Source organism: Salinivibrio sp. ML290 (genome assembly GCF_001995695.1).
GTDB lineage: Bacteria > Pseudomonadota > Gammaproteobacteria > Enterobacterales > Vibrionaceae > Salinivibrio > Salinivibrio siamensis.
Genome location: NZ_MUEY01000008.1, coordinates 93,878 through 120,580, shown reverse-complemented (window position 1 = coordinate 120,580; position 26,703 = coordinate 93,878). Strand labels below are relative to the sequence as shown.

General features: G+C 52.0%; 23 protein-coding genes and 1 pseudogene. 19 read left to right on the top strand and 5 right to left on the bottom strand.

All coding sequences use genetic code 11. The features are described 5' to 3' along the window. Positions 1 to 12: 12 nt before the first annotated feature. Complete coding sequence (locus BZG23_RS09540; protein ID WP_077578163.1) at positions 13 to 918, bottom strand: DMT family transporter; 906 nt, start codon at positions 916 to 918, stop codon at positions 13 to 15. 132 nt (positions 919 to 1,050) lie between these two features. Between BZG23_RS09540 and rmuC the strand changes: the two genes are divergently transcribed. The 9 genes from rmuC to hemB all read left to right on the top strand — a co-directional run bounded on the left by rmuC (position 1,051) and on the right by hemB (position 9,046). Then, positions 1,051 to 2,589 (top strand): DNA recombination protein RmuC, encoded by a 1,539-nt coding sequence (gene rmuC / locus BZG23_RS09535; protein WP_046074595.1) that lies wholly within the window; start codon positions 1,051 to 1,053, stop codon positions 2,587 to 2,589. A 72-nt stretch (positions 2,590 to 2,661) separates the two neighbouring features. Next, positions 2,662 to 3,429, top strand: a complete 768-nt coding sequence (gene ubiE / locus BZG23_RS09530; RefSeq protein ID WP_046074594.1) for a bifunctional demethylmenaquinone methyltransferase/2-methoxy-6-polyprenyl-1,4-benzoquinol methylase UbiE — start codon at positions 2,662 to 2,664, stop codon at positions 3,427 to 3,429. Positions 3,430 to 3,438: 9 nt separating this feature from the next. Next, a complete protein-coding gene (locus BZG23_RS09525) occupies positions 3,439 to 4,053 on the top strand; it encodes a ubiquinone biosynthesis accessory factor UbiJ (RefSeq protein ID WP_077578165.1) in 615 nt (204 codons plus the stop codon). Beyond that, a complete protein-coding gene (ubiB, locus tag BZG23_RS09520) occupies positions 4,050 to 5,696 on the top strand; it encodes a ubiquinone biosynthesis regulatory protein kinase UbiB (RefSeq protein ID WP_046074592.1) in 1,647 nt (548 codons plus the stop codon). The genes BZG23_RS09525 and ubiB overlap by 4 nt, the downstream gene beginning before the upstream one ends. 53 nt (positions 5,697 to 5,749) lie before the next feature. Further along, positions 5,750 to 5,998 carry a Sec-independent protein translocase subunit TatA gene (gene tatA / locus BZG23_RS09515; protein ID WP_046074591.1) on the top strand — a complete coding sequence of 83 codons (249 nt, stop codon included), beginning with the start codon at positions 5,750 to 5,752 and terminating at the stop codon, positions 5,996 to 5,998. A 3-nt stretch (positions 5,999 to 6,001) separates the two neighbouring features. Then, positions 6,002 to 6,355 carry a Sec-independent protein translocase protein TatB gene (gene tatB, locus BZG23_RS09510; RefSeq protein ID WP_046074590.1) on the top strand — a complete coding sequence of 118 codons (354 nt, stop codon included), beginning with the start codon at positions 6,002 to 6,004 and terminating at the stop codon, positions 6,353 to 6,355. 38 nt (positions 6,356 to 6,393) lie between these two features. Next, positions 6,394 to 7,146, top strand: a complete 753-nt coding sequence (gene tatC / locus BZG23_RS09505; RefSeq protein WP_046074589.1) for a twin-arginine translocase subunit TatC — start codon at positions 6,394 to 6,396, stop codon at positions 7,144 to 7,146. Beyond that, a complete protein-coding gene (locus tag BZG23_RS09500) occupies positions 7,143 to 7,925 on the top strand; it encodes a TatD family hydrolase (RefSeq protein ID WP_077606786.1) in 783 nt (260 codons plus the stop codon). The genes tatC and BZG23_RS09500 overlap by 4 nt, the downstream gene beginning before the upstream one ends. A gap of 68 nt (positions 7,926 to 7,993) precedes the next feature. After that, positions 7,994 to 9,046, top strand: coding sequence for a porphobilinogen synthase (gene hemB, locus BZG23_RS09495; RefSeq protein WP_046074587.1), 1,053 nt, complete (start codon positions 7,994 to 7,996; stop codon positions 9,044 to 9,046). A gap of 75 nt (positions 9,047 to 9,121) precedes the next feature. Here the strand turns inward: hemB and asnC are convergent, their stop codons facing one another. Next, positions 9,122 to 9,583 carry a transcriptional regulator AsnC gene (gene asnC, locus BZG23_RS09490; RefSeq protein WP_046074586.1) on the bottom strand — a complete coding sequence of 154 codons (462 nt, stop codon included), beginning with the start codon at positions 9,581 to 9,583 and terminating at the stop codon, positions 9,122 to 9,124. Between the two features lie 128 nt (positions 9,584 to 9,711). Between asnC and BZG23_RS09485 the strand changes: the two genes are divergently transcribed. The 4 genes from BZG23_RS09485 (at position 9,712) to BZG23_RS09470 (ending at position 14,611) form a co-directional block, all read left to right on the top strand. Next, positions 9,712 to 12,861 carry an ABC transporter substrate binding protein gene (locus BZG23_RS09485; protein WP_241837204.1) on the top strand — a complete coding sequence of 1,050 codons (3,150 nt, stop codon included), beginning with the start codon at positions 9,712 to 9,714 and terminating at the stop codon, positions 12,859 to 12,861. Positions 12,862 to 12,896: 35 nt separating this feature from the next. Beyond that, entirely contained in the window at positions 12,897 to 13,676 is a 780-nt protein-coding gene (locus BZG23_RS09480) for a class I SAM-dependent methyltransferase (protein WP_077606785.1), read from the top strand. After that, positions 13,677 to 13,943, top strand: a complete 267-nt coding sequence (locus tag BZG23_RS09475) for a hypothetical protein (RefSeq protein ID WP_077606784.1) — start codon at positions 13,677 to 13,679, stop codon at positions 13,941 to 13,943. A gap of 314 nt (positions 13,944 to 14,257) precedes the next feature. After that, positions 14,258 to 14,611, top strand: coding sequence for an Hpt domain-containing protein (locus BZG23_RS09470; RefSeq protein ID WP_052708052.1), 354 nt, complete (start codon positions 14,258 to 14,260; stop codon positions 14,609 to 14,611). Between the two features lie 85 nt (positions 14,612 to 14,696). Here the strand turns inward: BZG23_RS09470 and gorA are convergent, their stop codons facing one another. Then, positions 14,697 to 16,052: a glutathione-disulfide reductase gene (gene gorA, locus BZG23_RS09465; protein WP_046074583.1), complete on the bottom strand. Its 1,356-nt coding sequence runs from the start codon at positions 16,050 to 16,052 to the stop codon at positions 14,697 to 14,699. A gap of 283 nt (positions 16,053 to 16,335) precedes the next feature. Between gorA and prlC the strand changes: the two genes are divergently transcribed. After that, complete coding sequence (gene prlC, locus BZG23_RS09460; RefSeq protein ID WP_077578166.1) at positions 16,336 to 18,378, top strand: oligopeptidase A; 2,043 nt, start codon at positions 16,336 to 16,338, stop codon at positions 18,376 to 18,378. A 68-nt stretch (positions 18,379 to 18,446) separates the two neighbouring features. On the opposite strand, the gene gppA is transcribed toward prlC, so the two are convergent. Both gppA and rhlB read right to left on the bottom strand, forming a co-directional pair. Further along, positions 18,447 to 19,961 carry a guanosine-5'-triphosphate,3'-diphosphate diphosphatase gene (gene gppA, locus BZG23_RS09455; RefSeq protein WP_077578167.1) on the bottom strand — a complete coding sequence of 505 codons (1,515 nt, stop codon included), beginning with the start codon at positions 19,959 to 19,961 and terminating at the stop codon, positions 18,447 to 18,449. Between the two features lie 30 nt (positions 19,962 to 19,991). After that, positions 19,992 to 21,281: an ATP-dependent RNA helicase RhlB gene (gene rhlB / locus BZG23_RS09450; RefSeq protein ID WP_077578168.1), complete on the bottom strand. Its 1,290-nt coding sequence runs from the start codon at positions 21,279 to 21,281 to the stop codon at positions 19,992 to 19,994. A 112-nt stretch (positions 21,282 to 21,393) separates the two neighbouring features. Between rhlB and trxA the strand changes: the two genes are divergently transcribed. The 5 genes and pseudogenes from trxA (at position 21,394) to fre (ending at position 26,697) form a co-directional block, all read left to right on the top strand. After that, on the top strand, positions 21,394 to 21,720 hold the full coding sequence (trxA, locus tag BZG23_RS09445) for a thioredoxin TrxA (protein WP_046074579.1): 327 nt from the start codon (positions 21,394 to 21,396) through the stop codon (positions 21,718 to 21,720). A 183-nt stretch (positions 21,721 to 21,903) separates the two neighbouring features. Beyond that, complete coding sequence (gene rho / locus BZG23_RS09440; RefSeq protein WP_077578169.1) at positions 21,904 to 23,169, top strand: transcription termination factor Rho; 1,266 nt, start codon at positions 21,904 to 21,906, stop codon at positions 23,167 to 23,169. Between the two features lie 136 nt (positions 23,170 to 23,305). Then, positions 23,306 to 24,322, top strand: coding sequence for a hypothetical protein (locus BZG23_RS09435; RefSeq protein WP_077606783.1), 1,017 nt, complete (start codon positions 23,306 to 23,308; stop codon positions 24,320 to 24,322). 74 nt (positions 24,323 to 24,396) lie between these two features. Further along, positions 24,397 to 25,836 (top strand): annotated as a pseudogene (gene ubiD, locus BZG23_RS09430) (4-hydroxy-3-polyprenylbenzoate decarboxylase); the annotation flags it as partial. Positions 25,837 to 25,980: 144 nt separating this feature from the next. Next, on the top strand, positions 25,981 to 26,697 hold the full coding sequence (gene fre, locus BZG23_RS09425) for an NAD(P)H-flavin reductase (protein WP_046074576.1): 717 nt from the start codon (positions 25,981 to 25,983) through the stop codon (positions 26,695 to 26,697). Positions 26,698 to 26,703 lie beyond the last annotated feature (6 nt).

Below are 26,703 nucleotides of genomic sequence, written 5' to 3'. Positions count from 1 at the left end.
GCGCCAGAAGCGTTAGGTACTCGCCGCTGGCTGTTTGCTTTTTTTGGGTTTGCGTTGCTGAATCAGCAGACCCACGACAATAAAGCTAAGACCGATTAGGGTGCTGATATGGATTGTCTCACCAATAATGGTGGCCAATAGCATCAAGGAAATAAATGGCGAGATAAATATCAGATTGCTGATCCGAGAGGCATTCTGGGTATATTTCATCGCGCTCAGCCACAGCATAAATGTTATCCCCATTTCAAAAAGCCCCACATAGCTCACCGCTAGCCAGCCTTGCCATGGGATACCGCTCCAAGATGCTGTTATCCCCGCCAATAATAAAGATGCAGGTAATGACAGCGTAAAGCTCAACAGAATGCCGAGCACAGGGTCGGCAGGGTTTTTAGTGTTTAGTACCCAAAACCCTGCCCACAATAGCGTGGAGAGCAACGCGAGCCCAATGCCAAGCGGGCTATCGAACTGAAGCGATAAAAGCTGGCCCTTTGTAGCGATCACTACCACACCAAAATAGCCTAACGCCGCCGCAATCCAATCTTGGCGACGAATGGTTTGGCCGAGAAATACCGCTGCCATTAAGGTCAAGGTAATGGCCCAGCTGTAATTTAATGGTTGGGCCAAAGAGGCAGGAAGAAGATCATAGGCTTTGAAAAGAACCAAATAATAAATCAAAGGGTTAATCATCCCCAGTAGGCAATAATAGCCAGGTCGACGACGAAAAGTGGGCCAAAGTGCCGATAGCTTGCCTTGCACCGCGGCAATAGCGGTCAATACCAGTACAGAGACCACGCTGGCAGCGGCCAGCATTTGAATCGGGGTCATGTAGCTTAAGGTAATTTTGAATGCGGTCGCGACCGTTGACCACAATAGCACTGCAGATAATCCAAATATCAGTGCTTTACGTTCATTATGCATACTGCCTCCCTGCAAATCTGCCTTTTAAGCTAGGCAGTCTACGGTATTCGTACGCACCGAGATAGACTGGACATCTATCCAGTATCCCATTAGCCTTGCTGACATTGATGACCGCACAATAGAGAACCCATTATGCTTTCTGGCCTGTCATTACCGACGTTAGCTATTCTCACATTCTGTTTTGGCGTGATCAGTGCCGCCGGGTTGAGTTATTGGCTGCATCGACGCGTGGTCGCTCAGTATCAACATTGGTTTGATACCCAATATGCGCAACAGCAGTCAACGGCTGATATACAGCAACAACAGCTTCATCAGCAACTGGAGCAGCAACAACAAGAGTTAGACAGCTTAGATGTAGAGCGCGATCGTCTGACACAAGAGCTGCGCCAGTATTACGGCAAATTAACCTCCGCGAGTGAGAAGTTGCGTCAATTGGAACAATTGCGCCAAGACAATCAAACGTTGACCCACAAACTTGATGCGGTGCGAGAGGAAAAGTCTGAGCTGCTCGCTGAGCTGCGCGAGGTCAAAGCCAGCGCGGAGCAACAACTCAATGCCGCGAAAGAAAAGCACGCCTTATTAGAAAATGCGGAGGAAAGGCTGCGTACCCAATTTGAGCAGCTGGCCAACCAGGTATTTGAGCAAAAGGTCCATTCCGTTGATGAGCAAAACAAGATGAGCTTAGAGAGCTTACTTGGACCACTTAAGTCGCAGTTGGAAGGGTTTAAAAAGCAAGTCACTGACAGCTTTGGTGAACAAGCCAAAGAGCGTCACACCCTGATCCATGAAATCAAAAACCTCCAGCAACTGAATGCGGACATGACGCGGGAAGCGCATAACCTAACTCAAGCGCTTAAAGGTGATAACAAGCAACAGGGCAACTGGGGCGAAGTGGTGTTGGCGCGTATTTTGGAAGAGTCCGGCTTGCGTGAAGGGCGTGAGTATCAAACCCAGGTGAGCTTTGAAAACGAGCAAGGCAAGCGCTACCAGCCCGATGTGGTGGTGAAATTACCCCAAGATAAAGACGTGGTAATAGATGCCAAAATGGCGCTGGTCGCGTATGAACGCTACTACAACGCAGACACTTTGGTTGAGCAAGATGCCGCATTAAAAGAGCATGTCCAAGCCATTCGCCAGCATATTCGTGGCTTGGGACGCAAAGACTATCATCAGCTTCATGGTGTGCGTTCACTGGATTATGTGTTGATGTTCATTCCGGTGGAGCCAGCTTTCCAAGTGGCCGTGGAAGCCGATGCCAGCCTGATCCGTGAGGCGATGGATAATAATATTATGTTGGTCAGTCCCACCACTTTGCTGGTGGCACTACGCACCATCAATAACTTATGGCGTTATGAATACCAAAACCAAAATGCCAAACAGATTGCCGAAAAAGCGAGCAAGCTCTATGACAAGGTGCGGCTGTTTGTCAGTGATATGGAAGCGTTGGGTAATGCGTTGGGTAAAGCCAGTGACAGTTATCAAGGGGCGATGAACAAACTTAGCCAAGGCCGCGGTAATATTATTCGCCAAGCAGAGGGGTTTAAAGCGCTGGGCGTGGAGGTGAAACGGGACATCAGCCCGTCGCTGGCCAGTGTTGCCACCGACCCTGCGCCTGATGAGCCTCTTAATCTTACACAGGCAGAGCGGGACGCAAATCCGCAAGAATCATAATAAACTTGGTCGTACGCTTGGAGTCGGGATGGGCGATAAAGTAAACTGGGGCCAATACGTTAGGGGAATAAAATGACAGATAAAAACGCGCACCAGGATCAAGAGACGATCGATTTTGGCTACCAACAAGTGAAACGCCAAGAAAAAGAAAGCCTCGTGGCCAATGTGTTTCATTCGGTGGCTGCAAAATATGATCTGATGAACGATGTGATGTCGATGGGCATTCACCGTATCTGGAAACGCTTTACCATTGACTGCAGTGGTGTCCGCCCTGGGCAAAAAGTGCTCGACTTAGCCGGTGGTACGGGCGATCTCACCGCAAAATTCTCGCGTCTTGTCGGCGAGCGTGGTGAAGTCGTACTCGCCGACATTAATAACTCAATGCTCAAAGTGGGCCGCGATAAACTGCGTGATAAAGGCATTGTTGGCAATGTGAGCTACGTACAAGCCAATGCAGAAGCGCTGCCATTCCCTGATGACCACTTTGATTGCATTACCATCGCATTTGGGCTGCGTAACGTGACGGATAAAGATGCGGCCTTGCGTTCGATGTTCCGTGTGCTTAAACCTGGTGGGCGTTTATTGGTGTTGGAATTCTCCAAACCCGTTGCCGAGCCGTTGTCAAAAGTCTACGACGCCTACTCTTTCCATGTATTGCCCAAAATGGGGCAACTGATTGTTAACGATCCAGACAGCTACCGCTATTTGGCCGAATCGATTCGCATGCACCCTGATCAAGAAACCTTAAAAGGAATGATGGAGCAAGCCGGTTTTGAACAAACCAGCTACTACAACCTGACGGGTGGGATCGTGGCGCTGCACCGTGGATATAAATTCTAAGGAGCCAACATGGCACTTGATTCACTGTTGTGCGCGGCCCTGGAAACAGCGCTCAATGCTGTGATTGCTAAAGACGCCGACAGCCAGCGTCGCCTTGCTCGGCTAAAAGGGCGTTGTATCGGAGTCACTCTACAAGAGCTTGATCGCCAACTGATTTTTGTCTTCGGCCAACGTATTGATGTACTTAGCCATTACGAAGGTGAATGCGACGCGGCGCTATCATTGTCACTGTCAGCACTGCCACAGCTACAGCAAAAAGCAAACTTAACTGCCTTAATCAAAGCGGATAAACTCACGCTGGAGGGGGATATCGATGTCGCCCAGCAGTTTTCTCAGTTGCTCAGTGGTATCGAACTAGACGTGGCAGAGTGGCTGGCACCTTACACCGGCGATGTGATTGCGCATACGGTGGTGAGTCAGGCGCAGCAGCGCTGGCAGCAATTGCAGCAATTGGCTCAGCGGCAACAGCGCTATGCAGGAGAAGTGATTACGGAAGAATGGCGCTTAGCGCCTGGGCCATTAGAAGTGGCGTCATACAGTGACCAAGTGGACGAGCTGCGCAGCGATGTCGCGCGGTTGGAAGCCAGGTTTAAGCAGTTGGTAGAACGGGTGGAGTCTGCATGACACTCAATGAAATTCGTCGCTTGTATTTTATCATCCGTACCTTACTGCTTTATGGTGTGGATGCTTTACTCCCCAAACAACCCTTAACACGGCTGGCGCACCTTGGCCGCCAATCATTGTTTTGGCTGAAGAATCAGCACCCAGATAAGCCGGTGGGGGAGCGACTGCGTTTGGCGCTGCAAAGCTTGGGCCCGGTATGGGTGAAGCTTGGGCAAATGATGTCGACGCGTCGTGATCTATTCCCCGCCGATATCGCCAACGAGCTGGCACAGTTGCAAGATAAAGTCGCACCCTTTGATGGCCACAAAGCCAAAGCGCAAATCGAAGCCTCGTTAGGCGGCCCGTTAGAAACCTGGTTTAGCGACTTTGATCCCCATCCACTCGCCTCTGCGTCGATCGCGCAAGTGCACACCGCTACGCTCAAATCGAATGGGCGTGAAGTGGTGCTGAAGGTGATCCGCCCCGATATTTTGCCAGTGATCCAAGCTGACTTGCGGCTCATGTATCGTGTGGCACGGCTGGTGGCGCGTTTTCTGCCTGATGCGCGTCGCTTAAAACCGGTCGAAGTGATCCGCGAGTACGAAAAAACCTTGCTCGATGAGCTGGATTTGATGCGTGAAGCGGCCAATACCATTCAGCTGCGCCGCAATTTTGAAAACGACCCGGCGCTGTATGTGCCCGAAGTGTTCAGTGACTACTGCCGCAAAGACGTGATGGTGTCTGAGCGAATCTATGGCATTCAAGTGTCGGATATCGAGGCGCTAGAAGCCAATGGTACTGACATGAAATTGCTGGCCGAACGTGGGGTTGAGGTCTTTTTTACCCAGGTATTCCGAGACAGCTTTTTCCATGCGGATATGCATCCAGGCAATGTCTTTGTCTCCTACGAGCACCCACATGATCCGCAGTGGATTGGGCTTGATTGCGGGATTGTCGGCACCCTTAATCGCGACGATAAACGCTATTTGGCAGAAAACTTTATCGCCTTTTTTAACCGCGATTACCGTAAAGTGGCGGAGCTGCATGTTGACTCTGGCTGGGTGCCGCACGACACCAACGTGGATGATTTTGAGTTTGCCATTCGCACCGTGTGTGAGCCCATTTTCGAAAAGCCATTGTGCGAAATCTCGTTCGGTAATGTTTTATTAAACCTATTTAACACCGCGCGCCGGTTTAATATGGAAGTGCAGCCACAGCTGGTGTTGTTGCAAAAAACCTTGCTCTACATTGAAGGGCTTGGGCGTCAGCTCTATCCGCAACTAGATTTGTGGACCACGGCGAAGCCATTTTTAGAGTCGTGGATGAAACAGCAAGTGGGGCCGCAAGCTGTCTGGGCGGCGGTGCGTGAAAAGGCACCGTTTTGGGCGGAAAAACTCCCCGAGATCCCAGAACTGGTGTACGACGGCTTACGGCAAGGTCGTCAGGTCAATCAGCGTTTAGAAGCCTATTATCACGGTTACTTGCAGACCAAACAGCGTCACTCGCGCGCCACTTATATGCTCGGGATTGGTGCGACGTTACTGCTGACGGCGACCATTTTGTTTGCCAACCGAGTCGAGACCTTACCGAGTGTCGCCGCTGCAGGTGCGGTTATCTTTTGGTTGTGGGGCTGGCGACTTTGTAATAAAACCTGTAATAAATAGCAGTTACACTGCTGCGCACATCAAGTTAACCAAACGGAAGAAAGGGAACCGGTATGGGTGGAATTAGTATTTGGCAGTTGCTGATCATTGCGGTGATTGTGGTGTTGTTATTTGGTACCAAGAAGCTACGTAACATGGGGGGCGATCTTGGCTCAGCGGTCAAAGGCTTTAAAAAAGCAATGAACGATGATGAAACCAAAACCACTGACAAAGATGCGGATTTTCAGCAGCAGTCATTGGACAACAGTGACGCCGACGCGTCGAAAAAAGAGCAAGCACGCAAAGATAAAGAGCAGGTGTAAGCCGTGTTTGATATAGGTTTCTGGGAGTTAGTGCTGATTGCCATTATTGGCCTCGTGGTGCTTGGCCCGGAGCGATTACCGGTTGCGATACGCAATGTGTCGCGCTGGGTGGGGGCGGCGAAACGGATGGCAGGATCTGTCCGTGATGAGCTTGAACAAGAGCTCAAGCTAAAAGAGCTCCAAGACAATTTACACAAGGCCGAACAAGCGGGGATGAAAGATTTGTCACCTGAGCTACAAGAGTCGGTCGACACTCTACGTCAACGTGCGGCGGATGTACAACGCCCTTATGCAGCGTCGCCTTCTTCTCATCACCCCGATGAAGGCGACGATGCGCCATCAACGGATAAGCGATAACGAGTCAGACGCTTTATGTTTTCGGTGAACAAACCACTATGTCTTCTGTGAACGATACTCAGCCCCTTATCAGCCACTTGATGGAGCTTCGTAACCGCCTGCTTCGCGCAATTATCGCCATCTTAGTGGTCTTTGCCTGCTTGGTGTATTTTGCCAATGATATTTACAGCCTGATTGCCCAACCGCTGATCGACAAACTGCCCGAAGGGGCGAGCATGATCGCTACGGATGTCGCGTCTCCCTTCTTTACCCCAATTAAGCTGACTTTGGTCATATCCGTCTTCGTCGCCATCCCTGTGGTGCTATATCAAATCTGGGCGTTCGTTGCCCCCGGCCTGTATAAGCATGAACAGCGGTTAGTGATGCCGCTTTTGGTGTCGAGTTCGTTGCTGTTCTACGCGGGCGTGGCATTTGCGTACTGGGTGGTGCTGCCATTGGTGTTTGGCTTTTTCACGTCTATTGCGCCAGAAGGGGTGCAAGTGGCAACGGATATTGCCAGTTATCTCGACTTTATCTTGGCGCTCTTTCTCGCCTTTGGCATTGCCTTTGAGATCCCTATCGCGATTATACTGCTGGTTTGGACAGGGGCGACCACGGCACAAAGCTTAACCCGCAAGCGGCCCTATGTGGTAGTGGCTGCGTTTGTGGTGGGGATGATGCTGACGCCACCGGATATGATTTCACAAACCTTGCTGGCCATTCCCATGTGCTTGCTGTTCGAGCTGGGCGTGGTGCTATCGCGTTTTTATGTCCCACGTGAGAAATCAGAATCCGAGGAGGCCAGTGAATGATCGATATTGGTGTTAACCTGACAAGCACACGGTTTGATCAAGACAGAGAGACCGTGGTGGCTGATGCCAAACAGGCGGGCGTCACGGGCATGATTCTGACCGGCACCAGTATCGATGAGAGCCAAGCAGCCGCCGCGCTTGCGAGCTCTTATCCTGGTTTTGTCTATGCCACGGCGGGTGTTCACCCGCATGATGCCAAATCGGTCGAGGCGACAGATTTAAGCGCGATTCAGCAATTAGCGCAGCGTCCCGAGGTGGTCGCAATCGGTGAGTGTGGGCTTGATTTTAATCGGGACTTTTCGCCGCGGCCACAACAAGAAGCGGTCTTTGAGGCGCAGCTTGCGCTAGCGGCTGAGCTTTCAATGCCGGTGTTTATGCACTGTCGTGATGCCCACGATCGCTGGTTCGCCATTTTGCGTCCATGGCTCGACAAACTGCCCGCGGCGGTGCTGCATTGTTTTACTGGCGATGACCGCGCGCTGCGCGATTGCCTCGATGCCGGTTTATATATAGGGGTAACGGGATGGCTATGCGACGAGCGCCGCGGACAGCAGCTTCAGCAACAGGTAAGCTGGTTGCCCGATGACAGGTTGATGATAGAAACCGATGCGCCGTATTTACAGCCTCGCGATATACGGCCGCGACCTAAACGCAGTCGTAATGAGCCGAAATACTTGCCCCATATCGCCCAAACAGTGGCACGATTACGTCAACAGCCTGTCGAACATATTATTGATTGCACAATAAAAAACACTCAGCGCTGCTTTTCTATTCAGTGACTGGGTGAACACTACACGAGGCAGTTCGCTGCCCCAAAGCCCAGGTCTGCAACTTAAAGGAGGATACAGTGACCGTATCCATTCAAGGCGCCTTTCCTGCTCGACGCCTGCGTCGTACACGCAAAACTGACTTTAGCCGCCGTATGGTGGCGGAACATTCATTGTCCGCAAGCGATTTGATTTACCCAATCTTCGTGCTCATGGGTAAGAATCGTCGTGAGCCAGTGGCATCCATGCCCGGCATCGAGCGACTCTCGATTGATTTATTGCTCCATGAAGCCGATTACCTTGCCAAGCTGGGTGTCCCTGCCATTGCGCTCTTTCCTGTGATCCCGAAAGAGTTTAAAACCAGCTGTGCCTCGGAGGCATTTAACCCCGAAGGGTTAGTGCCACGCGCGGTGCGCTTACTCAAAGAGCATGTGCCGCAAATGGGCGTGATCACCGATGTGGCACTAGACCCTTACACTGTGCACGGCCAAGACGGGATCATTGATGAAGACGGCTATGTGATGAACGAGCCCACCACTGAGGTACTGATCAAACAAGCCCTATCTCATGCCGAAGCGGGCGTCGATATTGTCGCGCCTTCTGACATGATGGATGGACGGATTGGTCGTATCCGTGAGGCATTGGAAGCCAATGGTCATATCAATACCCAGATCATGGCGTATTCTGCCAAGTATGCGTCCAATTACTACGGCCCGTTTCGCGATGCATTAGGCTCGGCGGCGAACCTGAAAGGGGGTAACAAAGCTAACTATCAAATGGATCCGGCCAACAGCGATGAAGCCTTGCACGAAGTGGCGATGGATATTGCTGAAGGGGCTGATACCGTGATGGTTAAACCCGGGATGCCGTATTTGGATGTGGTACGCCGGGTAAAAAATGAGCTTAAAGTGCCGACGTTTGCCTACCAGGTATCGGGCGAGTATGCGATGCACAAGGCGGCCATTGATAATGGCTGGCTAAAAGAGCGCGAGACAGTGATGGAGTCATTATTGTGCTTTAAGCGTGCGGGGGCCGATGGGATCCTCACCTACTTTGCTAAGCAAGTGGCCGAGTGGTTAGCGGAAGACGCGGGTGCCACCTTGCCTCCCAGACCGGAAGAGACGGTCGGCTAACTCGCCTTTTATGAAAGCGCCCTTGCCACGAGCAAGGGCGTTTTTTTTAGCCTGCCCTGGATGACCCCACAAAACTCAAGGGATCACATTGCGGTTAATGGGGTTCTGTAGTGAGATCAGTGTTTCTGTGGATTGTACTTCGTCGATGGCTTGAAGCTTGTCAATCAACACAAACTGTAGCTCTTCGATAGAGCGGCACATGAGCTTAACGAAAATATTATAGGCCCCCGTGGTGTAGTAGGCTTCTACCACCTCGTCGAGCTGATTGAGTTTTTCTAGTGCCGAGTGGTAATCTCGCGCCGCTTTAAGATTGATGCCGATAAAGCAGCACACGTCGTAGCCGAGTTTTTTGGTGTTGACCAATATTTCCGTGCCTTCGATGATGCCCGCGGCTTTCATTTTCTCAACCCGCACGTGAACGGTGGCGGGGCTGACATGAAAGCGCTTTGCCATTTCTGCGTAAGGGACGCGCGCGTCATCCAACAGCGTAGAGAGAATACGACGATCTAGGTCATCCAATTTTGGCAACTCGTTCATTGTTTTAGTCTTTTAGTTATAGCATGGCCAGATTTTTCGTTAACGCGGTTGCTTAGCCACTTCGTTAACGCCTAATGTAGGGTATCGCGTTGTTTAGCAAGATACCAACAAACCAACAGGAAGGGGATGTGGGGATCAAATACGTTTTCGGTGGCTTACTACTGCTCATCGCCAGTAGCGTCAATGCCGCACAAAAAGATGTGCTGGTGGTGCACTCCTATCATCCTGGTTTCTTTTGGAACCAGGCGTTGGTTGAAGGGTTGGAAACAGCCACGCAAGGCGAAGAGATCGCTTTCCAGCATTCCTACCTAGAAAGTAAACGCTACCAATCGGATGCCTATCGCGAACAGCTCAAAGATGTTTATATCCATAAACTGACCAACCATGATTTTGATGCCATTCTGACCACGGATAATGCCGCATTATGGCTGATCCATGAATTGCATGAGTACGTGGGCGATACACCGGTCGTCTATGCGGGGCTCAATAACTTTGGTCGTCAACATTACCCCTTACTGCCCAAGGTCACGGGGGTGAAAGAAGAAATAGACCTACCGCGCAACTTGGCGCTAATGAAGCGCTTGCATCCAGATTTAAAGCGGGTGTATGTACTGCTCGATGAGACGTTCTCCAGTCGTCAGTATTGGAATGTGGTGAAGGCGCAACTGAGAAAGGCGGGTCAGTCAGGCCTCGAGATTGTGAGGCTGTCCAACCTGCCATTCCAAGGTTTACGTGACCGTATTCAAGCGATGCAGCCGGGCGAGGCGGTGTATTACTTGTCCTATTTTCGCGATGCGAACGGCACCTTTCTCGATAGACTCAGTGGTATTCATACTCTTACCCAAGATTCGCCTGTACCGATTTATGGTGCGATGAGCTTTATGCTGGGTCAGGGCGTGATCGGTGGCATTGTGATCGATGGTAAAACTCAAGGTCAGCACCAAGGTCAGCTGCTGTTGGATGTACTGGCGGGCAACCTCCCCCCTGAAAGAGACAGTACTAACCTGACGTTATTCGATTACCCCGCACTGAAAGATTGGGGTGTGGATGTGAGCGCCATCGAAGACGCTGAGGTGATTAACAAGCCTCAGCCGCTTTGGCAAAAGCACCAAGTTGCGTTTCAAGCCGTGGCATTGGCGGTGTTGGTATTGGGAAGCGTGATAGCCATGCTCGGTGCCAACATTCGCCAGTTACGTCGCAGTGAGTCAGCGTTAAAGCGTCACCGAGCAATGCTTAAAGGTATTTTTGATCAAAGTAACCAGTTTATTGCACTGTTGGATGAGAACGGGATCTTGGTGTCAGGTAATGCCAGCTTTAATCAATTAATCAGCGTGAGTCACCCGTATCGTGGACGACCTTTGTGGTTTTGGCCGATTTGGCGCAATCCCGCCCGCCTCGAGGAGCACCTCAAGCTTACCGATTTCTCCCAGCCTCGCCGGTTTGAGCTTTGCCTCAGTGAAGCGCATCGTGAGGTGATTTTGGACGTGGCGGTCAAAGGGTTTCCCAGCGAAAACGGTCAACGTCGCGTGCTGTTAGAAGCTCGTGATATTACCCAGCGCAAACAAACCGAAGAGAAGCTACAGCGCAGCGAAATTGAATACCGCATGTTGTATGAACAGCAGCCTGTCATTCTATTAACCATTGATTACCAAGCACGTATTCAATCGCTCAATCAGTATGCCGCTGATTTGTTTGGTTATGATAAAGCCGCGTTATTAGGGCACAAGATCACCTCCTTATATGCGGATCATCAAGTGCCTCCCCATCGAATGATTAAACGGGATCACAACAACCAAGAGCAGGTGTGGCGGCGTGAGATCCCGTATCGTGCCGGCAATGGTCATACCTTGTGGGTTCGGGAAACCGTGCGCGCGATGCATAATCAGACGCAGCTGCTGGTGGTGGGCGAAGACATCACCGCGCATCGAGAAATGGAAAACCAGCTGACTTATCAAGCCCATCACGACTATTTAACGGGGCTGTATAATCGTAGTTATTTTGAACAAAAGCTCGCCGCCGCGCTGTTACAAGCGCGAGAAGAAGATCAGTGTCACGCGATGTACTACATCGATATGGACCAGTTTAAGCTGATTAATGACACCGCCGGACATGAAGCGGGGGACGAGGCACTTAAACAAGTTGCCCAGATCATCCAGCAACATCTGCCGGCAGGTGCGGTCTTGTCGCGACTCGGGGGCGATGAATTTGGTGTGATTGCCTATCATCACTCGGCCGAGAGCGCGTTGAGTTGGGGGCACCAACTCCTGGCAACCTTGGCGGACAGTGAGTTTTTCTGGCACGGCAGTCGCATGCGCTTGGCGTGTTCGTTGGGGATTCGTCTTCTGGATCGTACCGCCGGCTCGCCGCAGCAGGTACACGCGCAAGCGGATACCGCCTGCTATGCCGCCAAAGACGAAGGGCGTAACCGTTTACACCTTTATCACCCGGATGATGAGGAGCTGCAACGCCGTGAGCAAGAAATGGCATATGTCAGCCACATCCATGATGCCATTGCTCACGACCGCTTTGATATCTATGCACAGCAGATCGTCGATATCCGACCGGGTAGACAAGATACGCTCTACATCGAGGCGTTGGTGCGGATGCGCGATACCCAAGGCGGTTGGTTGCCGCCCAGCATGTTTATCCCAGCAGCCGAGCGCTACAACATGGCACATCAACTCGACACTGTGGTGGTGACCAAAACGCTGGCGTGGTTTGATGCTCACCCGGATCAGATTGCCAAGCTGGGTAAAATCTCGATTAACCTGTCGGGACGGTCAATCACCCAAAAAGATTTTGTTACCTTCTTAATTGCCGCGATTAAGCAAACCCAAGTGCCTAGCGAGTGCATCTGTCTGGAGATCACTGAAACCGCGGCGATTACCAACATGAGCAGTGCTATCGAGCTTTTCTCGCAGCTAAAAGCCTTGGGGTGTGTGATTGCCTTGGACGACTTTGGCGCGGGCATTTCGTCGTTTGGTTACTTGAAGCGCTTGCCCGTCGACATCATTAAAATCGATGGCCAATTTATCCGCGATATCGCCACCGATGACACCGATTATGCGATGGTGAAAGCAATCAATGAGTTGGCTAAACAAATGGGGAAACAAACCGTGGCGGAGTTTGTCGAGAACGCCGATATTCTCAACAAACTACGCGCGCTGGATGTGGATTATGCCCAAGGCTATCACTTTAGCGTACCCGCGCCCTTAGGCGAGCAGGTAAAAAATTGGTCGACGCGTCGAGAGACGATAAAGGAAAAAATCCATCTCTGATATACTCGGCGCATAACCAGCCGCGGAGAGCCAATGTGCAACTCAGTTTGATTTGCGACGCCCCTGACAAGTCCGAGCAATTTGAGGGACTAAAAAGCAAGTGGTCACTTACACACACACCTGATTCGTCATTTGCGTTGATCATGACCACGACACGCCTTGAGCTGCGCAAACAGGATGAGCCTAAGTTAGGCGCTGTGTATGTCGACTTTGTTGGCGGTGCGGTCGGCCATCGGCGTAAGTTCGGTGGCGGCAAAGGGCAGGCAATCGCGAAGGCGGTGGGGCTCAACAAAGGCGTCACGCCACGGGTGTTGGATGCCACGGCTGGCTTGGGTCGTGATGCGTTCGTATTAGCATCCTTAGGTTGTCAGGTGCAAATGATTGAGCGGCATCCAGTGGTCGCCGCATTGCTCGACGATGGGCTACAGCGCGCCTATCAAGACAGTGAGATTGGTACATGGATGCAATCGCGCATGACACTGCTGCATGCCAGTAGTGAGCAAGCACTTACCGATATGGCGCAGACCCCTGGGCTACAACGACCTGATGTGGTCTATTTAGATCCTATGTATCCCCACAAGAAAAAAGCAGCCTTAGTGAAAAAAGAAATGCGTGTGTTCCAAGCTTTGGTGGGCGCTGACACGGACGCCGATGCCTTGTTAGCGCCTGCGTGCCAGCTCGCGCGTAGCCGCGTAGTGGTTAAGCGTCCAGATTATGCTGAGCCCTTGGCGGCAACGCCACCACACTCTAGTATTACCACCAAGAAGAACCGCTTTGACATGTATATCAACGCAGCGTTAAGTGCGGAGGCGTAAATGGCTAAGTCTTTGTGCAAATGGCGACGGGGTGAGGTTGAGGCCAACTTAAGTGCGCTCGCATCGATTACCACGCCACCGCGAGCGGCTTGCAGTAAGTGTGCGCGAGTCGCCAGTGAAAAAGGTTATCTCTGTCGCCCTGTGCCTCTTGCCAGTGACGGGGATAAAAAAGCGCAAAAAGCCAAGAATAAAGCGGACAAGAAAGACAAAAAGGGCAAAAAAGCGAACAAAGAAAAAAAGAAAGGCAAAAAAAGGAAGGAAAAATAAAGGCTCCATAGCGAACTAAGGAGCCTTGAAGGGCTTAGTCGAGGCCTTTTACCATCAGTACGGTCAGTAGTCCGGTGATCACTGAGACAATCAGGCCAGAAACGATTAGCCAAGGCAACATATCCATCATGTTCTGCACTCACTTCTTTGTTATGAATTGGGGGAAAAGCGAGCATGATTGAGCCTGAGTTTAGCGACATTCTCAATGTGCTAGACGTAGACAGTTAAGCTTAGTAACGATTAGAAACAAGGTGGCGACAAAGCCATCAATCCGCCCCCGTGGCACATAGGTCTATCAGTACAAAGGGTCCATCATGAGTGTCAATCAAGGAAAAGCCGATGTATCGGTTTGGGATAAAGAAGAAGCCTTAAGCCGGCTAATGGATAGCCCGGCGCTTCTTGATGAGGCTTGCAGTATATTTGTTGAAGAAAGTGAGCAACAACTGCCAAGCATGGAAAAGCAGCTTGCTAACGCCGACTACACCGCCTTGGCGCGCGAAGCGCACAAAATGAAAGGCAGCGCTGGCAATTTAGCGGCGCTCGAGCTGCATCAGCAAGCATTGACGCTCGAGCAAGCGGCAAAGCAAGAGGCCGCCGACCAAGCCGCTGCTGCGTTAGCGGACATTAAAGAAGGCTTAGCACGATTTTGTGCGCAGCTCACTCACTAATCGCCTGTCTCATCATGCTCGCGAGTGACCAATAAAAAACGCCGTGTTGAACACGGCGTTTTGATGTGAGCCCATTTCGCGCGGTTTAGCGCATGGTAACAAACTCTTCTGACCCGGTGGGGTGAATCGCGACCACACTATCAAAGTCCGCTTTGGTGGCGCCCATCTTCATCGCTACCGCAAAACCTTGAATCATTTCATCAACGGTAAAGCCAATACCGTGCAGACCGACCACTTTTTCTTCATCGCCCGCGCAAACCAGTTTCATCTTACAGGGTTGACGGTGCTGAGTGACGGCGGTGTACATGGCCGCAAAGCTGGAGGTATAGACTTTAATATTGTCATCGCCGTATTTGGCACGCGCCTCTGGTTCGCTCAAACCAATGGTGCCAATGGGTGGGTGACTGAATACCACGGTGGGAACCAAATCATAGTCCATTTTGGCATGCGTTTGGCCGTTAAACAGACGTTCTGAGAGCAGACGTCCAGCTTTGACGGCGACAGGCGTCAGCTCAATCCCGCCATCCATGATATCCCCGACACAGTGAATGTGTGGGACGCTGGTGGTCTGATAGGGGTCAACCTTGATGTAGCCATCGGCCGTGGTCTGCACGTCGGTGGCGCCGAGGTTGATTTTATCGGTCGTCGGGTGACGGCCAATCGCCCAGATCAGGGTGTCCGTGTTGTGGGTGGTGCCGTTTTCAAAGGCCAGAGTCAGGCTACCATCACTTTCTTCAGTGACCGACACGGGGACATGTTGGGTGTGAAGAGTGGGGCCTTCTTTTTCCATTACCTCGACCAAGGTGTCGGTGACCATAGGGTCGAAGGTGCGTAATGGGCGGTCTTTACGCACAAATAAGTGGGTATCAGAGCCCAAGGCATGCAGTACGCCGGCGATTTCGACCGCAATGTAACCCGCACCGACCACGGCCACGCGTTTAGGTTGCTCGGGGAGGGCAAAGAAGCCATCGGAGTCAATCCCCAACTCTGCGCCTGGAATGTTCGGAATAGTGGGAGTGCCCCCCACGGCAATCAGAAAGTGATCGGCGGTGTAGTGCTCGCCATCCACTTCTACCGTGTTGTTATCGACAAAGCGGGCAAAACCACGAATGACATCGATATTGTTTTTACCCAGAACGTTGTCGTAAGCCTTATGAATGCGGCTAATGTAGGCTTCACGGTTATCCACTAAGGTCGACCAATTAAAGCCTTTCACGTCCACATCAAAGCCATAGTCTGATGCGTAAAGGTTAAGGGCTTCGGCAACTTGAGCGCCGTGCCACATGACTTTTTTAGGGACACAGCCTACGTTTACGCAGGTGCCACCAAGGTGCTTTGCTTCAATAAGGGCGACGTTAGCACCGTGCATCGCGGCACGGTTGGCTGAGGCAATACCGCCGCTGCCGCCACCGATACAGATGTAGTCGAAATGCTTCGCCATGTCTTTCTCCATCTTATAGGCACTGGGTGCCACTGGCATTGATATCGAGGTCAGCTTGTCGTGTTTGGTGTCACTTGTAAAGCCACTATCTCTGACCCCTACAGACATAGCATACCAAACCGACAGTGCGGCAGCAGTCTCAGAATCATTTTGTAACGCTCGCAATACACCCCGCTAAACGGGGAGGGATTGAAAAGCGTAGAGAGAGACGGCATATAGATAAGGTTACTTATCTGCCCGGGGCTCGCGATGCGAGCGCCTTATCAGCAAAAAGGAAGGCACTATGTCCAACCCGCTTCTTCAATTTGAGGATTTACCTCCGTTTTCCGCCATTAAGCCAGAGCATGTCAAACCAGCAGTGGAAGCCGCGATTGCTGACTGTCGCCAAGCGGTAGATGCCGCGGCGGCGACTGAGCAACCCAGCTGGGATTCGGTCAGTGTGCCTGTCACAGAGGCGGAAGATCGACTTGGCCGCATCTGGTCACCGGTGAGCCATATGAATGCGGTGGTCAATAGTCAGCCATTGCGTGAGGCGTATGAAAGCTGCCTGGCGTTACTGTCGGAATACTCCACCTGGCGTGGTCAGCACAAGGGGTTATACCAAGCATACAAAGCGATGAAAGACAGTGCTGAGTTTTCCGCCCTCGATGTGGCACAGCAAAAAGCGATTAACGATGCGCTGCAAGACTTTGAACTGTCCGGAATTGCCTTGCCAGCCGACCAGCAACACCGCTTTGGTGAGATTCAAAAGCGGTTGTCGGAGCTGTCATCATCGTTTAGCAACAATGTGCTCGATGCCACCATGGGGTGGAGCAAGCTGATTAGCGATGAAAGTGACTTAGCGGGGTTACCCGAATCGGCGCGCAACGCGGCAAAAGCGCAAGCCGAGAGCAAGTCGCAACAAGGTTACTTATTTACCCTGGATATCCCTTCGTATCTGCCCGTCATGATGTACTGTGATAATCGAGCGCTGCGTCAGGAAATGTACGAAGCCTTTACCACGCGCGCCTCTGATCGCGGGCCGCAGGCGGGGCAGTGGGACAATACTGAGCTGATGAACGAGTCGCTGCGCCTCAAGCATGAGTTAGCACGTCTACTTGGCTTTAATCACTACAGTGAACTATCCCTCGCCACGAAAATGGCGGAAACCCCAGACCAGGTGATGGGCTTTTTGAATGATCTGGTCGATAAAGCGCGCCCACAAGGCGAGCGTGAATTCGCGGAAGTGAAAGCCTATGCCAAAGAAGAGTTTGGGGTTGATGCCCTCGAGCCTTGGGATATCCCTTATTACAGTGAAAAACTCAAGCAAGCACGCTACACCATCTCTGACGAAGCGCTTCGCCCTTACTTCCCTGAAGCACGTGTACTCTCCGGCTTGTTTGAAGTGATGCATCGTGTGTTTGGCATGACGATTACCGAGCGTAAAGGCATCGACACCTGGCATGACAGTGTGCGCTTTTATGATATTCATGATAGCCAAGGCACCCTGCGCGGTAGCTTCTACCTTGACTTGTATGCACGAGAAAACAAACGTGGCGGCGCATGGATGGATGAGTGTCGCGTTCGTCGTCGTCAAGCAGACGGTGAGCTACAAACGCCAGTAGCGTATTTAACCTGCAACTTTAACCCACCAGTGGGCGATGACCCTGCGCTGTTTACCCATGACGAAGTAGTGACCTTATTCCACGAATTTGGTCATGGCATTCACCATATGTTGACGCAAGTCGACGTGGCGGATGTGTCAGGGATCAATGGTGTGCCTTGGGATGCGGTTGAGCTGCCAAGCCAGTTTTTAGAGAACTGGTGCTGGGAGCAAGAGGCACTGAGCTTTATCTCGGGGCACTACCAAACGGGAGAAGCCTTACCGGAAGACATGCTAGAAAAAATGCTCGCCGCGAAGAACTTTAATTCGGCGATGGCGATGTTGCGCCAGCTTGAGTTCAGTTTATTCGACTTCCGTTTGTTCAGCGAGTTTGACCCTGAGGTCGGCCCGCGGATCATGGAAACACTCAGTGCGGTGCGTGAGCAGGTCTCTGTGGTTCCCGCGCCTGAGTGGAACCGTTTCCCGCACGCGTTTGGCCATATTTTTGCCGGTGGCTACAGTGCAGGCTACTACAGCTATAAATGGGCAGAAGTGCTATCGAGCGATGCTTACTCGCGCTTTGAAGAAGAAGGGATCTTTAACCGCGACACCGGCGAGGACTTCCTGAATCATATTCTCAGCCGTGGCGGCAGTGAGGCACCGAAAGATTTGTTTGTGCGCTTTAGAGGTCGCGAACCAAGCCCTGACGCCTTATTGCGTCATAGCGGGATCACCACCGCGTAGTGTCGCAGATCTTCAATAAAAAAAGCCCGCATCATCACTGGTGCGGGCTTTTTTATTCATCGCCGGTGTTAGATGCGAGTCTCGTCAGTGAGCACCACTAGGGGCAACCCAAGGCTTGATTGGCGCAAGGCCTCTTGCTCTAACTCGGCACGCAACAAGGGGCTGGCCTCGAGTAATGTGGTGTCCAAGTGGAGGGTAAGGGCATCCTCCTCGGCAGTGAGGGCTAGCATCGGTCGGACGCGACTGTCGCGTCGATGGCATAAGATCACCGCAATTCGCAGCAGGCGCAACAGACGATTGGCGCTGGTGGTAGACAGCGCGTGCTGGCCATCAATGAGCACCAGTTGCTCTCGATAGTAGCGGAGTAAGGTGGCGACTAATTGTTTCTGTGCTCGCGTAAAGCCGGGCAGATCGAGATGGGTGATCAAATACGCGGCATGATCACCATCTTGTTTAAAGCCAATGCTTAAACCAATTTCATGCACGCAGGCGGCGGCATGGAGCAAGCTTTGTGCTTCCGGCTCAGGTACCCAGGATGCCGGACATTGATTGAGCAGCTCCAAGGCGGTGTCGGCGACATTGATACCGTGTGCTTCATCCAGCTGATAGCGCGACTGGATGCTGGCAATGGTGCGGGCACGAATATCGCTATGGCGCATCGCGGTCATCATTTCATACACCAAGCCTTCTCGCAGCGCCCCACCCGCTAGGGTCATGCGTGTCACCTCTAAGCACTCGAAAATGGCGATCAGTATCGATAAGCCGCTTGGAAACACCAGCGCACGTTCTAACGTCAACCCCTCTATATCCAATGCGTCCATTTGCCCACAGGCGATGGCTTGATCGCGCAAACGATGCAGTTTATCGAGTGTAATCACTTCATCCATGCCTTGGGTGACCATGATCTCTTGCAGTGCCTGCACGGTGCCGCTGGCACCTACGCAGCAGTCCCAACCGAGCGCACGATACTGCGCAATCAGCGGGGCTAACTCGGCTTTGGCGCCGGCAATCGCGGTATCAAACGCCGATTGATTGAGCACGCGATCGGCAAAATAGTCTTCTAAAAAGGTGACACAGCCCATATTGAGGCTTTGCAGTAAGGTAGGCTCAAATTGCTCGCCGATGATGAGCTCGGTGCTGGCACCACCGATGTCGACCACCAAGCGTTTGCCCGCTCCGCCAGAGGTATGCGCGACCCCTTGGTAGATGGTACGCGCCTCTTCTTCCCCCGAAATGATTTCAATCGGGTGGCCAAGCAGTTTGTTAGCTCGGGCTAAAAACGCATCCGCGTTGCTTGCGCGACGTAGAGCCGCCGTGGCGACGACACGGATATTGTCGGTGTTGAAATCTTGCAGGCGCTCGGCGAACAAGGCCAAGCAATCCCAGCCACGCTGCATGGCTTCGTCGCTTAGCTGTTGTTGGTCGTCCATGCCTGCGGCGAGACGAACTTTTCGCTTAATTTTCGCGAGAGTTTGCACGCTGCCTGCCACTTGGCGCACCACCAGCATATGAAAGCTGTTGGAGCCTAAATCAATCGCGGCGTACAGCGACGGGGTCGATGTGGGATGTCCGTGACCACTCATGATGCGCTCTGACCTATGTGCCGTTAAACCTTATGCCGACTTTTGCGGACGGCGACGTTGGCGGTTACGGTTATTTCCGCCACCTTTGTTGTTGCTGCGACGCTGCGTATTGGGGCGCTTGGCCATTTTCTTCGGCGGCGGCAAATCTTTTAGCAGTGCACTGCGGTCAAATTCGCTGACTGGAATACTGTGTTCGATGTATTCTTCAATCGCGGGGAGATTGACGGCGTATTCTTCACACGCAAAGCTGATGGAGCTACCACTGGCGCCTGCACGCCCCGTTCGGCCAATGCGATGCACGTAGTCTTGTGCGTCGTCTGGGAGATCATAATTAAACACATGGGTCACCTGCGGAATATGCAGGCCGCGCGCCGCGACATCAGTCGCCACCAACAAATCCAGCTCACCATTAGTGAATTGTTCGAGGATTTTAACCCGTTTTTTCTGCGGCACGTCACCCGTAAGCAAGCCTACACGGTGGTTATCGGCGGCTAGATGCGCCCAAATCGATTCGCAGCGATGCTTAGTGTTGGCAAAAATGATCGCGCGTTCAGGCCAGTCTTCTTCGATCAAGGTTTGCAGCAGCGGCATTTTTTCCTTGTTCGATGGCTGGAACAACTCTTCTTTGATGCGATGGCCGGTAATTTGTTCGGGCTCGACCACCACATGCTCTGGGTTCGTCATGTGCTCGAAGGCCAGTTCTTGAACGCGATACGACAAGGTCGCCGAAAACAGCATGTTCAAGCGCTGATCGGGGGCGGGCATGCGGTTAAACAAAAAGCGGATATCTTTGATAAAACCGAGATCAAACATACGGTCGGCTTCATCAAGCACTACGGCTTGAATACCATGCAAATCAATCACTTTCTTTTTGTAAAAATCGATGATTCGACCACAGGTTCCGATTAAAATGTCGACACCCTGTTCAAGTGTTTGTTGCTGTTTGTCGTAGCCTTCGCCACCATAGGCAAGTCCTGCGCTGATCGACGTATTGGCTAATAGCGGCTCCGCATCATTATAGATCTGAATCGCTAATTCACGCGTAGGAGCTAATATGATGGCACGCGGTTGATTCTTTTTACGCGATGCAGGGGCATCGGTTGTAAGGAGGTGATGAAACGTCGCAGCCAGGAACGCCAGGGTTTTGCCTGTCCCCGTTTGCGCCTGTCCTGCAATGTCTTGGCCGGTGAGCAGGACCGGCAATGCCAAGGCTTGGATTGGGGTACATTGAGTAAACCCTTTGGCCTCCAAGCTCTTAAGAACATCGGCGTGCAAGCCGAGCTCGGCAAATTTCTGCTCTGTGATATGCGTCATTTTCATCCGGATAGAATATCAGCTTAGGCTTGCAATACGGAAGCGAATCCAGTCAAATAGTCCCATAATTTACTGGTCGCAATTTAGCCAGTAACAAAAACATGTATTGGAGTAGAAGATGAGCGACAAAATTATGCAGCTAACCGACGACAGCTTTGAAGCAGACGTTCTAAAAGCTGCAGGGCCTGTATTGGTAGATTTTTGGGCAGAATGGTGTGGACCTTGCAAAATGATCGCGCCAATCCTGGACGAAATCGCTGAAGAATACGCAGGTAAAGTCACCATCGGAAAACTGAACATTGACCAGAACGCAGGTACACCGCCTAAGTTCGGCATCCGTGGTATCCCAACGTTGCTGCTCTTTAAAGATGGCAACGTAGCAGCAACCAAGGTTGGTGCAGTGTCAAAAACTCAGTTGAAAGAGTTTCTTGACGCCAACCTCTAATGCTAAAGTAACCGTCGCTGCCTCTCAGCGGCGGTTGTTTTTCTGCTAACTAGACGATACCCCATTTAGGTGCTACCTTATTGCACGGAATTTGTACTTCTGTTCATCTCTCGAACATACCACTGGTCTCGACACGCTAACTAATTTCAGACCTCAACTTTGACAAACAAGACACTCACCACTATGAATCTTACCGAACTGAAGACTCAACCCGTCTCGACGCTGGTTGCGCTTGGCGAAAGCATGGGACTTGAAAACCTGGCTCGCTTGCGTAAACAGGACATCATTTTCTCGATCCTCAAACAGCACGCAAAAAGCGGTGAAGATATTTTTGGCAATGGCGTACTGGAAATTCTTCAAGACGGGTTTGGCTTCTTGCGCAGCGCAGACAGCTCGTATTTGGCCGGCCCGGACGACATTTATGTATCGCCAAGCCAAATTCGTCGCTTTAACCTGCGCACAGGCGATACCATCGCGGGTAAAATTCGGCCGCCAAAAGACGGCGAGCGCTACTTTGCGCTATTAAAAGTTAACCAAGTTAACAGTGACAAGCCAGACAATGCTCGCAGCAAAATCCTGTTTGAAAACTTGACCCCATTGCACGCCAGCGAGCGCATGGTGATGGAACGTGGGAATGGCTCCACCGAAGACATCACCGCCCGTGTACTCGACTTAGCCTCGCCGATTGGTAAAGGGCAACGTGGCTTGATTGTGGCACCGCCAAAAGCGGGTAAAACCATGCTGCTGCAAAACATTGCGCAAAGCATCGCGTTCAACCATCCGGATTGTGAACTGATGGTGCTCTTGATTGATGAGCGCCCAGAAGAAGTGACCGAGATGCAGCGCTTGGTACAGGGTGAAGTGGTCGCGTCAACCTTTGACGAGCCAGCGAACCGTCACGTGCAAGTGGCTGAAATGGTTATCGAAAAAGCCAAGCGCTTGGTGGAGCACAAAAAAGACGTGGTGATCTTGCTGGACTCGATTACCCGTTTGGCGCGTGCTTATAACACGGTTGTACCGTCGTCAGGCAAAGTATTGACCGGTGGTGTTGACGCCAACGCCTTGCACCGTCCTAAGCGTTTCTTTGGTGCGGCGCGTAATGTGGAAGAAGGTGGCAGCTTGACCATTATTGCCACTGCGCTGGTGGACACAGGCTCGAAGATGGACGAAGTGATCTACGAAGAGTTTAAAGGCACGGGTAATATGGAATTACACCTGTCGCGTAAGATTGCTGAAAAACGTGTTTTCCCTGCCATCGATTTCACCCGCTCTGGTACCCGTCGTGAAGAGTTGCTGACCAAGCCCGATGAACTACAAAAAATGTGGATCCTGCGCAAAATCGTCCACCCGATGGGCGAGCTGGAAGGCATGGAATTCTTGATTGGTAAACTGGCGATGTCCAAAACCAACAATGAGTTCTTTGACGCCATGCGTCGGCAAAACTCGTAACTGATAACGCAATAATGTTAAGCACTGCGCATTCGCAGTGCTTTTTTATTGCCCCGTTGATACTGAGCTCGCACAATCATTGTCACCAAGGAAAGGTGACGCAGGACGCGTGGCACCGAAGATAGGATTGCAACGGATGGCAAGACGTTTTCGCATCAAGTTATTAGGGATTGGCCTAGGCCTAGTGGGCCTTTTCTCGCTCTCTGTGTCGGCCAACGCGCCAGCGACAGAGGGCCAAATTGTGACTCAGCCTTTTATCGAGCAAGTGTTAGATAAAGCGAGCACGATAGATGCCATGCGGACTGCCTTTACCCTCCAAGCCAATGGCGAGATCAGCGCGCTTGAGTCGCACATCCGACAACTGCCGCCGCTCACCCGAGAAGCGACCTTATATCGGCTGCTTTCTTCGCCTCTGCGGCTTGATAACGACAAGTGGCGTGAGTACCTTGCTACTTTAAGTCAGCAGCAGCCGCACTTCTTATTGCGTCATCAACAAGATGGTTACTGGGTGACCACGCCAGCATTTCATTATGCCGCCGCGGCCCGCAAGCAGCTAAATCGCTATCGTCAGCAGCAATTAACCCAAGAGCTCGGCATGCTATTGAGCTATCGCCAATTAGTGATGGCCGAATGGATTGACCCCGATCAGCCCGACTATCGTCAACGCCGTGACGCCTTGGTGACCATGATTGCCGATTATGACGCCGATGGCTTAGCGTATTTGGCCGATCAGTACCTCAATGACCCGACCCTAATGTGGATGCCCGACAATGCTATTTTGGCGGCGTTGGCACAAGCCACTGAGCGTTCTGCGCTGTATGAGCGATTGTGGCGCCGAGGCACCGATCAGTATAGCCTTGCGGCCTTGCACGCGCTGCGTGAGCGGGGAACTGATCCCTTTGCACTGCGGCAAATGATGGCGGCGGCTGACAACCCCTCGCTGCGAGGACCGGCGATTCGACAACTGGCCAATTTGTCGCCGTTACCTGCACCCGTTGCCGACTTTTTGCTAACACAGCTGTCGTTGCGTCAAGGTAAAGAAGTGGCACAACTGCTGGTGGAAGCGGGCAAGGGGGATTGGTTGAGCGGATTACAAGACCAGCTCGGACCGCTTGGCCAACAGCACATTGCATCTGCGTTACCGTCGCGCTAATGTCGAGCCTTTACCGATCCGGATACCGCTTAACTTGGTATCATAGAGGCGACCATTAACCCCTTGAGCCTGATATGAAACTTTCCGATTTGCGCGATTTTATTGACTATCTTGAAACCCAAGGCGAGCTAAAACGCATTAGCCAGCCGGTTGATCCCGATCTTGAGATGACCGAGATTTGCGACCGCACGTTACGAGCTGGTGGTCCCGCACTGTTGTTTGAAAATCCCGTGGGCTATGACATGCCGGTGCTAGCGAACCTGTTTGGTACCCCCAAGCGTGTTGCTTTGGGAATGGGGCGTCACGACGTCCTCGAGCTACGTGAAGTCGGCAAATTGCTTGCTTATCTCAAAGAGCCAGAGCCGCCCAAGGGCTTTCGTGATGCACTCGATAAACTGCCCGTTTTTCGCCAAGTGCTCAACATGCCGGCGAAAACCGTACGCCGCCCTCGTTGCCAAGAGGTAGTGCTGAGCGGCGATGAGGTCGATCTGGATACCATTCCGGTGATGCGCTGTTGGCCGGGTGATGTGGCACCTTTGCTTACCTGGGGACTGACAATCACGCGTGGCCCTAACAAAAAGCGGCAAAACTTGGGTATTTATCGCCAGCAAAAGATTGGCAAAAACAAAGTGATCATGCGTTGGTTGGCCCATCGCGGTGGCGCGTTAGATTTGCATGATTGGATGCAAACCCATCCCAATGAACCTTTCCCAGTGACCGTGGCCTATGGTGCTGACCCTGCCACCATTCTAGGCGCGGTGACGCCCGTGCCGGATACCTTGTCCGAGTATGCGTTTGCCGGCTTATTACGGGGCAGTAAAACCGAAGTGGCCAAATGTATCAGCAACGACTTGGATGTACCGGCCAGTGCGGAAATTGTGATGGAAGGCTATATCGACCCTAATGAGTACGCGGATGAAGGGCCGTATGGCGATCATACCGGTTATTACAATGAGGTTGAGCGTCACCATGTGTTCACTGTGACGCATCTGACCATGCGCAAAAAACCGATTTATCACAGCACCTACACGGGGCGTCCACCGGATGAACCTGCCGTTTTAGGTGTGGCACTCAACGAAGTGTTTGTGCCGATTTTGCAAAAGCAGTTCCCAGAGATTGTCGATTTCTACCTACCGCCTGAAGGATGCTCGTATCGCATGGCGGTGGTAACCATGAAAAAACAATACCCCGGTCATGCCAAGCGGGTGATGATGGGCGTGTGGTCGTTCTTGCGCCAGTTTATGTACACCAAGTTTGTGATAGTGTGTGACGACGACGTCAACGCGCGTGATTGGAATGACGTGATCTGGGCAATAACCACGCGTATGGATCCGTCGCGCGATACCGTGATGGTGGATAATACCCCTATTGATTCGCTTGACTTTGCCTCTCCCGTGGTTGGGCTCGGCTCGAAAATGGGCCTCGATGCCACCAATAAATGGCAAGGGGAAACCGACCGTGAGTGGGGGACGCCTATTGCTAAAGATCCAGAGGTCGTCGCACGTGTTGACGCGATTTGGGATGAATTAGGGATCTTAGACTAATCCTATTGGAATGCGCTAGCATTCACCATTAACGATACAAACACAGCCAAAGGCGGTAGTGATGCCGCCTCTAATAACCTCATCGGCTGTAGCAATAACAAACAGAGGAACAGAATGTCGATACTATGTGAAGTGACCGCCGTTGAGCCGTTGGCGTGTCACACCTACCGCATTATCCTAAAGCCGCAGCAGGCGGTGAGCTATCAGCCGGGGCAATACGTGATGGCGGTGATGGGTGAAAAAGATAAGCGCCCGTTTTCGCTGGCAAGCAGCCCATGTCGCGAAGCGGGTGCAGAGCTTGAGCTGCACGTTGGCGCGGCAGATGAAAACCCGTTTGCCTTAGAAGTGGTTGAAAAGGCCAAAGCCGCGTTAGAAAGTGGTCAAGCGGACTTTGAAATTACTGAGCCTGCCGGTGATGCTTGGCTACGTGAGAGCGAGCGTCCTTTGCTGCTGATTGCCGGTGGTACTGGTTTTTCTTACGTGCGCAGCATGGTCGATCACTGTATTAGCCAAGGTATACAGTCTCCGATCTTTATTTATTGGGGCGCCCGCACCCCTTGTCAGCTCTATGCGCATGATGAGCTGCAAGCACTGGCTGAGTCACACAGCAATATCACCTTTATGCCAGTGGTGGAGCAAGCCGAAGGCGAGTGGCGCGGCAAAGTGGGTAATGTATTGGAAGCGGTGATGGAAGATTTTGTCAGCCTGGGCGCTTACGACATCTATATCGCTGGCCGTTTTGAAATGGCGGGTGTGGCGCGTGACATGTTCTGCAAAGAGCGTGGCGTGAGCCGCGATCACCTTTACTCAGACGCGTTTGCCTTTATCTGATCGCGT